The 11235-nt window shown below is 72.8% G+C and carries 13 protein-coding genes; 5 read left to right on the forward strand and 8 right to left on the reverse strand.

Going from position 1 to position 11235, the window contains the following annotated elements:
* The first annotated feature begins 14 nt into the window (after positions 1–14).
* From Voc01_RS43835 to Voc01_RS43855, 5 genes are all read left to right on the forward strand, one after another.
* Complete coding sequence (locus Voc01_RS43835) at positions 15–494, forward strand: MarR family winged helix-turn-helix transcriptional regulator (protein WP_203933673.1); 480 nt, start codon at positions 15–17, stop codon at positions 492–494.
* A gap of 36 nt (positions 495–530) precedes the next feature.
* Positions 531–1076 (forward strand): hypothetical protein, encoded by a 546-nt coding sequence (locus tag Voc01_RS43840; RefSeq protein WP_203933674.1) that lies wholly within the window; start codon positions 531–533, stop codon positions 1074–1076.
* Between the two features lie 549 nt (positions 1077–1625).
* On the forward strand, positions 1626–1859 hold the full coding sequence (locus tag Voc01_RS43845) for an SCO4848 family membrane protein (RefSeq protein WP_203933675.1): 234 nt from the start codon (positions 1626–1628) through the stop codon (positions 1857–1859).
* Positions 1860–1865: 6 nt separating this feature from the next.
* The gene (locus tag Voc01_RS43850; RefSeq protein ID WP_203933676.1) at positions 1866–2705 is read left to right on the forward strand and encodes a fumarylacetoacetate hydrolase family protein; all 840 of its coding nucleotides are present in this window, start codon (positions 1866–1868) and stop codon (positions 2703–2705) included.
* Positions 2705–3454 (forward strand): SDR family NAD(P)-dependent oxidoreductase, encoded by a 750-nt coding sequence (locus tag Voc01_RS43855; protein WP_203933677.1) that lies wholly within the window; start codon positions 2705–2707, stop codon positions 3452–3454. Before Voc01_RS43850 ends, Voc01_RS43855 begins: the two co-directional genes overlap by 1 nt.
* Here Voc01_RS43855 and Voc01_RS43860 read toward each other — a convergent pair.
* The 8 genes from Voc01_RS43860 to Voc01_RS43895 form a co-directional block, all read right to left on the reverse strand.
* Entirely contained in the window at positions 3435–4646 is a 1212-nt protein-coding gene (locus Voc01_RS43860; RefSeq protein ID WP_203933678.1) for an RNA polymerase sigma factor, read from the reverse strand. The genes Voc01_RS43855 and Voc01_RS43860 overlap by 20 nt on opposite strands.
* The gene (locus Voc01_RS43865) at positions 4643–4990 is read right to left on the reverse strand and encodes a YciI family protein (protein WP_239160923.1); all 348 of its coding nucleotides are present in this window, start codon (positions 4988–4990) and stop codon (positions 4643–4645) included. The genes Voc01_RS43860 and Voc01_RS43865 overlap by 4 nt, the downstream gene beginning before the upstream one ends.
* A 64-nt stretch (positions 4991–5054) precedes the next feature.
* Complete coding sequence (locus Voc01_RS43870) at positions 5055–6128, reverse strand: WD40 repeat domain-containing protein (RefSeq protein WP_203933680.1); 1074 nt, start codon at positions 6126–6128, stop codon at positions 5055–5057.
* 57 nt (positions 6129–6185) lie between these two features.
* Complete coding sequence (locus tag Voc01_RS43875; protein ID WP_203933681.1) at positions 6186–7214, reverse strand: Gfo/Idh/MocA family protein; 1029 nt, start codon at positions 7212–7214, stop codon at positions 6186–6188.
* A gap of 20 nt (positions 7215–7234) precedes the next feature.
* Positions 7235–8338 carry an endo-1,4-beta-xylanase gene (locus tag Voc01_RS43880; protein ID WP_203933682.1) on the reverse strand — a complete coding sequence of 368 codons (1104 nt, stop codon included), beginning with the start codon at positions 8336–8338 and terminating at the stop codon, positions 7235–7237.
* A 210-nt stretch (positions 8339–8548) separates the two neighbouring features.
* On the reverse strand, positions 8549–9190 hold the full coding sequence (locus Voc01_RS43885; protein WP_203933683.1) for a response regulator: 642 nt from the start codon (positions 9188–9190) through the stop codon (positions 8549–8551).
* The gene (locus Voc01_RS43890) at positions 9187–10209 is read right to left on the reverse strand and encodes a sensor histidine kinase (protein ID WP_203933684.1); all 1023 of its coding nucleotides are present in this window, start codon (positions 10207–10209) and stop codon (positions 9187–9189) included. Before Voc01_RS43890 ends, Voc01_RS43885 begins: the two co-directional genes overlap by 4 nt.
* Positions 10210–10759: 550 nt before the next feature.
* Positions 10760–11164, reverse strand: a complete 405-nt coding sequence (locus tag Voc01_RS43895) for a hypothetical protein (protein ID WP_203933685.1) — start codon at positions 11162–11164, stop codon at positions 10760–10762.
* Positions 11165–11235: the final 71 nt, after the last annotated feature.

Here is an 11235-nt window from a genome sequence, read left to right on the forward strand (position 1 = left end):
GTTATATTAGCACTGTGACATCTGGACCGGAGTTTCTCGGCACCCGGCTGCGCCACCTGCTGGAGGTGCTCGACCGGGAGGTGGCGGCGGTCTACGCCGACCTCGGGCTCGCCGACGTCCGTCCCCGGTTCGTGGCCTACATCCGCACGCTCGGCGCCGACGGGCCGCGGTCGATCCGCGACCTGGCCGCGGCGGTGGGCGTCACGCACTCGGCCGCGAGCCAGACCGTCGCCCAGATGGCCCGCCGGGACCTGGTGACGCTGACCCCCGGCGCCGACGCCCGGCACCGCATCGTCAGCCTGACGCCGGCCGCCGGACGCCTGCTGCCGACGCTCGACGCCGAGTGGGCCGCCACCGCGGCGGCCGCCACCGCGCTCGAAGCGGAGCTGTCCACCCCGCTGAGCGCGCTCATCGACGAGGTCCTCGAAGCATTGGAACGCCGGCCCATGCGCGAGCGCATCGCCGACGCCGCACCCGGCCTGCTCGCCCACTGACGCTACGCTGGCCCCACCTGATCGACGGGGGTCGCCGTGCTGACTGACCACGTCCGAGACTTCGCCGGTACGGCCGCGGTCTTCGGGTTCTTCGCCGCCAGCTGGTTCGGCTGGGCACAGGAGAGTCCGCCGACGCGCTGGAAACCGCTGCTCCTCACCGGCTCGGTGCTGTCGATGCTCACGGCCGTGGCCGGTGGACTGCTGCTGTGGCGGCTCTGGTCGCGCGGCTCCGCCTTCGACGACACCACCGCGCCACGGTTCGGCATCGTGGTCGGCATCGAGTTCGGCGTGGCCGCCCTCGGTGCCGTGATCCTGGCGGTGCGGCGGCGGGCCGAGCTGATCCCGCCGTGGATCGCGCTGGTGGTCGGGGTGCACCTGTTCCCGGTCGCGGCGATCCTGGACTACCCGTTGCTGCACGTGGTCGCGGCGGGCGTCACGATCGCGGCACTCGCGGCACTCGCGGCGGTTCCGGCCGCGCGGCGGCGCTCGATCGCGGTGAGCGCGACCACCGGACTGCCGACCGGCGCGGTGCTGCTCACCGGCGGCCTCGTGTCACTGGCCTACGCGGTGATGGCGCTCTGACGCCCACCCACCCCGGTGCGGAATAGACGACGCTCGATCCAGTGCGGAATCCGGCGCCGATCACGCACCGGATAGAGCGTCGTTTATGCAGTGCCCCCGGCCCCGCAGAGCCCCCGGCCGCCCGGTGTCCCGAGTCGTTGATTCGTATGCGGTCGTGGTGTGTCACTGTGCGTTCGGACGCTCTGTCTTCGCGGGGGATGTGATCGTTGTTTGAGGAACGGAACTGCAGTGGGGCTTCGCGTTCGTTCCTCAAACGACGATCAAGGCGGCCGGCACAGACCCGTTGGGCAGATTGCCATGACGGACAGTGATCGGCGCCGTGACGCCCGCCATCCCGGCACGGAATAGACGACGCTCGATCAAGTGCGGAATCCGGCGCCGATCACGCACCGGATAGAGCGTCGTTTATGCAGTGCCCCCGACCCCGCAGAGCCCCCGGCCCCGCAGTGCCCCCGGCCCCGCAGAGCCCCCGACCCCGCAGAGCCCCACCCCGGCGCGACGGTGTGACCCCCCGCCGGCGTGCGGGAACACCCGTCCATACTGGGCCGCATGGTGCTGACCCGTCGGTGGTCGTTGTTCCTCGTCGGCGTCGGGGTGTGGACATGGGTGATCTGGCCGCGGTTCGGGCTCGCGATCTGGAACGACGACCGCGCCTGGAGGTCGGACACGCCGACGTCGTTCCTCTGGGTGCACGCGCTGCTGATCGGCGCGTCCCTCGCGGTCGGGACCGCCGTCGGGGTGCTCGGGGTGAAAGCCCTACGCGCAAGATCGCGGGTAGGGTGAACTCCCGTGAAGCTTGCGCGTGTAGGTGAGCCGGGCGCCGAGCGTCCGGTCGCCGTTCTCGACGACGGACGCCTGGTCGACCTGTCGTCCGTGACCACAGACATCGATCCGGCGTTCGTCGCCGCTGTCGCCGCCGGCAACGGTCCCGCCCTCGACGGCCTGCCGACCGTGGAGGCCGGCCGCTACGGCCCGCCCCTGAACCGTCCCGGCAAGATCGTCTGCATCGGGATGAACTACCACCGGCACGCCGCCGAGGTCGGCGCGCCGACGCCGACCGAGCCGGTGGTGTTCATGAAGGCGCCCGACACGATCGTCGGTCCCGACGACACCGTGCTCGTGCCGCGCAACAGCGTGAAGACCGACTGGGAGGTCGAGCTCGGCGTCGTGATCGGCCGCACCGCGCGCTACCTCGGCTCGCCGGAGGAGGCGCTGGAGCACGTCGCCGGCTACGTGCTGTCGCACGACGTCAGCGAGCGGGAGTTCCAGCTCGACCGCGGCGGCCAGTGGGACAAGGGCAAGAACTGCGAGACGTTCAACCCGCTCGGGCCGTGGCTCGTCACCGCCGACGAGGTCGGCGACCCGCAGACGCTGGGCCTGCGGCTGTGGGTCAACGGCGAGGCGAAGCAGAACGGCACCACCGCCGACATGGTGTTCGGCGTCGGCGAGATCGTGCGCTACCTCAGCCAGTTCATGACCCTGTACCCGGGCGACCTGATCAACACGGGCACCCCGGCCGGCGTCGCCCTCGGCCAGCCCGACCCGAAGCCCTACCTGAAGGCCGGCGACGTGGTGGAACTGGAGATCGACGGACTGGGCCGGCAGCGCCAGACGCTCGGGGCGGCCTGATGGGCGACTTCGACGGGCTGAAGGCGATCGTCACCGGTGGCGCGTCCGGCATCGGCCTGGCGACCGCGAGGTTCCTGGCAGAACGCGGCGCGACGGTCGCCTGCCTGGACCTCAACCCCGACGACGTCCCGGAGCCGCTCATCGGCATCCGCGCCGACGTCACCGACGACGCCACCGTCAGGAGCGCCGTCGCCGAGGCCGTCGAGCGGCTCGGAGGGCTCGACATCCTGGTGAACAACGCCGGGATCGGGGCCATCGGCAGCGTCGAGGACAACTCCGACGACGAGTGGCACCGGGTGCTCGACGTCAACGTGATCGGGATGGCGCGGGTCAGCCGGGCGGCGCTGCCGCACCTGCGGCGCTCGGAGCACGCGGTCATCGTGAACACCGGCTCGATCGTCGCGCACGCCGGGGTGCCCGACCGGGTCCTGTACAGCGCGAGCAAGGGCGCGGTGCAGTCGATGACCGCGGCCATGGCCGCCGACCACGTGCGCGAGGGCATCCGGGTCTGCTGCGTGAACCCCGGCACCGCCGACACGCCGTGGATCCGCCGGCTGCTCTCACAGGCCGACGACCCCGACGCCGAGCTCAAGGCGCTCAACGCCCGGCAGCCGACCGGCCGCATGGTGTCGGCCGACGAGGTCGCCGCCGCGATCGGCTACCTCGCCAGCCCGTTGGCGAGCGCCACCACCGGCACGGTGCTGTCGGTCGACGGCGGCATGCACGGCCTCAGGGTCCGTCCCCGGTAGCGGCACGGCGGCGCTCCAGGTGGTCGCGTTCGGCGTCCGTGCGCACCAGCGCGAGCGCCGCGTCGAACGCGGCCGCCGCCTCAGCGGTCCGGCCCACGCGCAGCAGCAGCTCGGCCCGCGTCGCGGGAACGAGATGATGCCGCGGCAGCGCCGTGTCCAGGCCGTCGAGAAGCGCCAGGCCCGCCTCGGGCGAGCCTGCCTCGGTGACCGCGACAGCGCGGTTCAGGCGCACCACCGGCGACCCCGTACGGCGTTCGAGGTCGGCGTACAGGAGCGCGACCCGGTGCCAGTCGGGCCCGTCGGGGCGGCAGTGCTCGGCGGCGACCAGCGCCTGCAGGTGGTACTCCCCCGCGTCGGTGCCCCCGATCAGCGCCAGGAGGTCCAGCCCCTGCGCGATCTCGTCGTGGTGCCAGCGCGCGCGGTCCTGGTCCCGCAGCAGCACGAGACGGCCGTGAGCGTCGGTCCGCGCGTCCCGGCGGGCGTTCTGGAGGACCATCAGCGCGAGCAACGCGACGGTCCCGGGCTGCGACGGCAGCAGCTCACCGAGCAGATAGCCGAGGCGGATCGCCTCCGCCGCGAGCCGCGGCCGGTGCAGGTCGGCGCCGTCGGTGGCCCGGTACCCCTCGCTGAACAGCAGGTACACGACGCTGTGCAGCACGTCCAGGCGGGCCGGCAGGTCCGACGGGGTCGGCTGGCGCAGCGGGATGCCGGCCTGCGCGATCTTGGTCTTCGCGCGGGTGAGCCGGGCCGACATGGTGGGCTCCGGCACCAGGAACAGCCGGGCGATCTCGGCGGTGCGCAGGCCCGCGCCGAACCGCAGCATCAGCACCGCCCGCGCGTCGGCGCCCAGCGCGGGGTGGCAGCAGGCGAACAGCAGCCGCAGCCGCTCGTCGGTGATGCCGTCGGGATCGTCCGCCGGTGGTTGCGCATCGTCGGTGACCAGCAGCGGCAGGCGACGGCGGTCGGAGTCCTCACGGCGGAGCAGGTCGACCGCGCGGCGGCGGGCCGCGGTCAGCAGCCAGGCGGCCGGGTTCGCCGGCACGCCCCGCTCCGGCCAGGTGCGGGCGGCCGCCACGAACGCGTCCTGCAGGCTGTCCTCGGCCACGTCGAAGCGGCGCAGCCAGGTGACCAGGAGGGCGAGCAGGCGTGCCCCGTGCTCCCGGTACGCCTGCTCGACCGCGTCGTCCGTCACTCCGGGAGGGGCACGATCGGCCGGATCTCGATCGTGTCCTCGGGCAGCTCGCGGGCCAGCTCCAGCACCACGTCGAGGTCGTCGGCGGCCAGGAGGTAGAACCCGCCCAGCACCTCGGCCGTCTCGGCGAACGGGCCGTCGGTGACGCTCACCGCGTCACCCTTCTTGCGCAGCGTCGTGGCCGACCCCGCGAGCGCCAGCTCCCGGCCGCCGCGCATCTCCACGCCACGCTCGGCGAGCAGCGCGACGAACCGCGCGTGGCGCTCGCCGTTGGTCCGCCGCTCCTCGTCGGTGCGGGCCGCCCAGGCCTTCTCGTCGCCGTAGATCAGCAGTGCGTACTCCATGACGTCATCCTTCCCTCGGTGCATGGTCGGGGAGATGACGGCCGGCCCGCGGCGAATTCGACACCTAGCCGGAACTGATTCGCCAGAGGTGCACGCTGCCGTCGGCGTCGAGCGAGGCGACCCGGTCGGTGCCGGGCTGCCAGGCCACCCCGTACCCGCCGTCGCCGGGACGGGCGTGGCCGCGGTACCCGCCGACGTACCGGGCCTGCGTGCCGGTGACCTCCCAGACCCCCACCGGGCCCTGCTGGAACCCGACGACCAGGCGCCGCCCGTCGGGGGCGAACCGCATCGTGGTGACCGTCGACGTGCCGTCGGGCACCTCGAACAGCGGGCCGGGCGTGGCAAGGTCGGGGCTGTAGACGCGGATGACGTCGCGGTCGTCGGCCCGGGCGGCGATCACGACCCGCCCGTCGGACGCCACCGCCGCCGACCGCCACACCCGCACGGCCGCGTCGGCGAGGGTCACCAGTGGCGGACCGGACGGCGCCGGGCACCGCGCCACCCCACCCGCGCCGACCACGTAGTACGAGGCGCCGTCGGGCGCCCACGCGAGCTCGTACAGCACCTCGACCTTCGTGCCCGCCACCGGCTGGCCCGGCACGGGCCCGGACACGTCGACGGTCAGCGGCGTGTTCCCGGTGGACACGGCGAGCAGGTTCCCCTTCGGCGACCAGCGCACCAGCCCGTGCCGCTCGACGCCCTTGAGCTGCACCGACCGCGTGGGTGTTCCGTCGGCGCTCCAGAACTGCAGCACGCTGTCGGTACCGACCGTCACGAAGCGGCCACCGTCGGGCGCCCAGGCGACCGAGTTCGCCATCGCGGTCCCGTGGGCTTTCGCCGCGACGACCGGCGCCTCGCCGCCGCTGCCCGCGAACAGCGCGACCTGCCCCTGCCCCGTGACCGCGAGCAGGTCGCCCGACGGGCTCCAGTCGAGACCGCCGCACACGCCCTTCTCCGGCAGCCGGAACCGGGCGAGCCGCTCCGCGCCCGGCCCGGCCGGCGCGGCCGACAGCGGCGGGCGGGAGGACGACGACGGAGCCGGCTTCGCGGCGCTGGGTACGGGGTCCTCGTCGTCGCTTCCGCAGGCCGTGAGGAGACCGGCGGTGGCGGCGAACAGGAGGGAGCGGCGGCTGAGCATCAGCGACGATAATGCTCCATCGTTGCGCCGACGTCAGCCCCCCGGCGGACGGACGGGTCACGCCCAGGGCGGTCCGAAGCCCTCCATGCGTTCGTAGAACGCCGATCCCGGCTCGAGTCCGGCCGGCGCGACCAGGTGCCCGGTGAAGGCCGCCGCGTAGATGCCGGCCACCAGGCGCACCGTGTCGCGGGCCGCGGCGGGGCTCACCGGCGGCGGGGTGCCGGCGCGCACGCTGGACACCACGTCGGCGACCTGCGCGGGCAGGCCACGGCGGCCGCCGTCGGTGTGTGCGTTCCACGCGGCCAGCACGGCCTTCTCGTGACCGGGTGCCGGGGTGACGCGCCAGTGGTCGCCGTGGCCGCGCACGCGGGTCAGCTCGACCGAGGCCCGCTCGAGGTCGAACCGCACGTGGCTCTCCTCGCGGGGCGACAGCACGCTGGTGACGATGCTCGCCACCGCGCCGTTGGCGAACGTCACGTGCGCCAGCGACACGTCCTCGGCGCGTCCGGGCCGGGCCAGCCGGTGGGCGGCGGCCTGGATCTCGGTCCACCCCCCGAGGACCGAGACCAGCAGGTCCAGGTGGTACGTTCCCGGACCCGTCAGCAGGCCGCCGCGCTCCCGCCACCACGTGGTGTGGCAGAGGGCGAGCAGCGGCCGGCCGAGCGCGCCGGTGGCGACGAGGTCCCGCAGCCGGCGCGGGCCGGGCCCGAACCGGTGCGGGAACACCATCGCCACGTAGGGGCCGCCCGGTGCCTGGGCGGCGTCGAGGTCGTCGAGACCGCGCAGCGACAACGCCGGCGGCGGCTCGACGAGGACGTGCGCCCCACCCGCCAGCGCCGCCGACACCGGCTCCAACGGGTCGCCGGCGCACACGTGCACGAGGTCGGGCGCGGCGTCGGCGAGCGCCTTCTTCAGGTCGGTTCCCGCGTACGGGATCCCGTGGCCGGCGCAGAACGCGGCCGCGTGGCCGGCGTCCCCGTCGACGCTGTCGACGCCGGCCACGATCTCGACCCGGTCGTCGAGGGCACGCAGTGCCTCGACGTGGTGGCGGGCGGTGGTGCCGGCACCCACGATCGCGATGCGCACGGGAGCCGGCACCGTCGCCGTTACCGGGGGCGGCCGAGTGCGAGCGTCTGCTGCAGGCCGCGGTAGGCGGGCTTGGGCTGGAAGTTGGCGTCGAGCGGCGTCGCCTCACCCTGCCCCTCGAAGAAGCCCGGGACCCACGAGTACTTGTCGGTGAAGCCCCACACGGTGAACATGACGCACTTCGGGGTCAGCAGGCACGCCTGCAGGAGCACGTTGAAGCTGCCCACCTGGCCGGCGGTCTTGTACGTGTCACCGGGCAGGAAGTACCGGACGTCGACCTCGGTGAACGCGGTCTCCAGGCCGAGCCGGTCGAAGCGGGCGAGGTTCTCGTGCGCGTCGATCGGCAGCGGGTACTGCAGGTCGAGGTGGCCCTGGAAGCCCTGGCCGTGCAGCGGCACCCGCTGGGCCTTGAGCGTCTTCGCCAGCTCGAAGTAGGCGGTGCTCTTCGCGTTGACGTTGTCGATGGCGTAGTCGTTGAGGAACAGCTTGGCGCGCGGGTCGGCCTCGTGCGCCCAGCGCAGGGCCTTCGCGATGTAGTCGTCGCCGAGGTGCTGCTTGAAGATCGTGTCGCGCAGCACGGGCGCGGACCCGTCGGTGAACGCCTCGTTCACGACGTCCCAGGCCCGCACCTTGCCCTTGAAGTGGCCGACGACGGTGCGGATGTGGTTGCGGACGATCTCGGTGAGCTCCGCGGAGTCGATGTCGCCGCTGGCGACGCCGTCGGTGAGCCAGGTCGGCAACTGGCTGTGCCAGAGCAGCGTGTGGCCGTGGATCTGCTGGCCGTTGCGGCGGGCCTCGGCCACCAACTGGTCGGCGGGGCCCCAGTTGTACTGGCCGCGGGTGGGTTCGAGCTCGGCCCACTTCATGACGTTCTCGGCGGTGACGGCCGAGAAGTCGGTGCGGACCCGCTCGCGGTAGGTGGTGTCGGTGGCCAGCGCGTTCATGTCGACGGCGGTGCCGATGAGGACGTCGGCCTTGGCGCCGAGGACGCGTAACGGCTGGTCGACGGTGACGGGTCTGGGGATGGACCCGTGCCGGCTGTCGGCGACGGCGCCCGACGGCCCGACCCAGGCCAGCGCTCCGACGGCGACCAGGGCGGCCGCCATCGCGCGCGATCTCGTCATGCTGGATTTCGTCATGTGAAACCTCTCGTCACAGGGTGGATGCAACGGGGTGGCTCTCGAAACGTTTCCGAAACACTATGCGAGGCGTCCACGGCGGTCAATCCCTGAAAACGCGGCACCACAGTATCGATCGCGAATCGAATGCGTTCGAAACTTTCGAGATCGTTCACATCGGCGTCGAAGCGTTTGCGCTGCGTTCGAAAGTTTCGATCAGCGGTGGGCGATGCCGGTGTCCCAGGCCCACGCCGCGATGCCGACCCGGTTGCGTACGCCGAGCTTGCGCTGGATCACCGCGACGTGGTTCTTCACCGTGCCCGCGGCGAGGAACAGCTCGGCGGCGATCTCGGCGTTGGTGCGGCCCTGCGCCAGGATGCGCGCGATCTCCATCTCCCGGTCGGTCAGCGTCTCCCGCCCGGGCGGCGGCGCGGTCGTGAGGTGCCGCAGCAGCCGCACGGTCACCGACGGGCTGATCAGCGTGTCACCGGCCACCGCCGCGCGGACGGCCTCGACCAGCAGCGCCGGGCTCGACCGCTTGAGCAGGAACCCGCAGGCGCCGTTGCGCAGCGCCGTGTGGACGTACTCGTCGAGGTCGAACGTGGTGACCACGAGCACCCGCAACGGGTCGGCGACGTCGGGACCGGCGAGCCGGCGGGTGACCGCGAGCCCGTCGAGGCCGGGCATCCGGATGTCGACGAGCACCACGTCGGGGCGCAGGTGGCGGGCCAGCTCCACGGCGGCGGTGCCGTCGGCGGCCGCGCCCACCACGGCCATGTCGGGCTGGGCGTCGAGGATCACCGTGAACGCCGACCGGACGTCGTCCTGGTCGTCGGCGATCAGGACCCGGATCGTCACGCCGGCCCCAGCGGCAGGGTGGCCGCGACCCGCCAGCCGCCGGCGTCGGCGGGACCGGCGGTGAGCGTCCCGCCGAGGGCCTCCACGCGTTCGGCCAGGCCCGGCAGGCCGAGCCCGCTGTGCCGGGGTTGGCGCCGGGGTCGCGGCCGCGCGGACCGTGCGGCCTGCGTCGGCCCGTCGTCGGTGACGCTCACCAGCACGGCCGGCCCGGTCCGGCGCACAAGCACCGCCACCCGCGTGGCGGCCGGAGCGTGCCGGCGCACGTTCGTCAGGGCCTCGACGACCACCCGGTACGCGGTGGCCGCGTGCGCGCGGGGCAGGACGGCCTCCAGTCCCGGCTCGACCTCGAGGTCGATGGCGGCCGTCGACGCGAAGCGACCGACCAGCCCGGTCAGGTCGTCGAGGGTCGCCGGCGGCACCGCCGGACCGTCGGCCGGGTCGCCCAGCATGTGCACAGTGCGGTCGAGCGAGGCCAGGGCCTGCAGCCCGGCGGCCTCGATGCGCTGGAACGCGGCCGCCGCCGCAGCGGGGTCACGCTCGGCGAGCAGCTGGCCGGCCTGCGCCTGTGCGAGCATGCCGCTGACGTCGTGGGCGACGAAGTCGTGCAGGTCGCGGGCCAGGTGCAGGCGCTGGGCCCGGCGCGCCTCGACGACCGAGCGCGCGCTGTCCCGGTCCAACCGACGCAGATAGAGCCCGACAACGGCCGCGACGAGCGCGACCAGCCCCCACCCGACGAACCCGCCGACCAGCTCCGCGGAGACCGGCCCGGACCCGAACCGCAGCAGCCACGCCGGCACGGCGACCAGCGGCAGCGCGGCCCCGTACGACCACGGCCCGGGCGGCGCCACCCGCACGGCGACCAGCCCGAGCGCCAGCAGCACCGCGATCTCCGCGAACGCCCAGCCGGTGGTGGCGGCGCCGCCCTGCTCGTACGCCGCACCGGCCAGCGGGACGACGACCGACGCGGCGATCGACGCCGCCCCCGCGACGCCGGCCAGCACCGGAACCCAGGTCCTCATCCGACGAGCGTAGGCAGCCGGCGACCGGCCCGGACCGTGCCGAACGGCACTTCGGTGGTCGTTCACCGCGCGTGGCGCAAGCCCCAACCAGGCTACGGCGATCCTGGACGATCGTGGTCCGCCTGGGCGACGATGGTCGTCCAGGATCGCCTGTCAGTCGCATCCGGGGAGGAAAAGTGCTTCCCGGACAGCGCTTTCTCTCCCGGAACACACTCGACAACCGTTCACACAGATGAGTCACCGCTGCTCAGAATGCAGGGCTTCCCACTGCCGCCAGTCGACGGACCGAGATCACGCCCCTTACTCCCCGTGGATGCCCGATTCGACTGTTCCGCGCCGCCGTCAACCGGACAAGATCAGCTTTTGAGGAACGAGGGTGAAGTCTCGCTTCACTCTCGTTCCTCAAAAGCTGATCTTGGTATTTCGATCGACCCGGAGCCAACTCCGCGAACGTCACGCACCGTGACACCACTCTCAGACATGGCGCAAGCCGGGGGAACCTGTGCATCGCAGCAGGCCAGAAGGCCGGTGCGAGCACCGGAACCCTGGGTCAGCGTTCGCACCAGTCGGTGACCTCGGTGCTGCGGAGCAGCCGCAGGAGCGCGATGTTCACCACCCCCGCGGTGACGGCCTGGAAGATCGAGCCGCTGACCAGCGAGAACACGGCGCCAACGAGGTTGATCCCGCAGACGACCATGGCCGCCGTGCGGGCCCACGCCTTGCCGAGCCACACGAAGATGCCGCTGAGGATCTGCAGCCCGGCCAGCAGCAGCTGCCCGTAGACGAGCACGTAGATCCATGGAGGCAGGTCGCTCTCGTTGTTGACGATCGACAGCAGCAGCATCGCGAGCATGAGGCTCAGGCCACCGAAGACGACCAGCAGGACCGACACGATGTTCACCTGGCGGGGGCGGTCCCGGGTCTGGTCGGCCGGCTGCGCCAACGGGTCGGTCATGCGGACACCCTATATGTCATTCCCGCCGTCACGGTTGTGACACTGCGTGTCCACCGCGCGGTGGCCCGCAT

It is taken from the genome of Virgisporangium ochraceum (assembly GCF_016863655.1).
GTDB lineage: Bacteria > Actinomycetota > Actinomycetes > Mycobacteriales > Micromonosporaceae > Virgisporangium > Virgisporangium ochraceum.

Coding starts and splice junctions, on each gene's coding strand:
- Voc01_RS43845 (WP_203933675.1), top strand. CDS start 1,626: ATGGTGCTGACCCGTCGGTGGTCGTTGTTCCTCGTCGGCGTCGGGGTG.
- Voc01_RS43855 (WP_203933677.1), top strand. CDS start 2,705: ATGGGCGACTTCGACGGGCTGAAGGCGATCGTCACCGGTGGCGCGTCC.
- Voc01_RS43865 (WP_239160923.1), bottom strand. CDS start 4,990: ATGGAGTACGCACTGCTGATCTACGGCGACGAGAAGGCCTGGGCGGCC.
- Voc01_RS43870 (WP_203933680.1), bottom strand. CDS start 6,128: ATGCTCAGCCGCCGCTCCCTCCTGTTCGCCGCCACCGCCGGTCTCCTC.
- Voc01_RS43880 (WP_203933682.1), bottom strand. CDS start 8,338: ATGACGAGATCGCGCGCGATGGCGGCCGCCCTGGTCGCCGTCGGAGCG.
- Voc01_RS43890 (WP_203933684.1), bottom strand. CDS start 10,209: ATGAGGACCTGGGTTCCGGTGCTGGCCGGCGTCGCGGGGGCGGCGTCG.
- Voc01_RS43895 (WP_203933685.1), bottom strand. CDS start 11,164: ATGACCGACCCGTTGGCGCAGCCGGCCGACCAGACCCGGGACCGCCCC.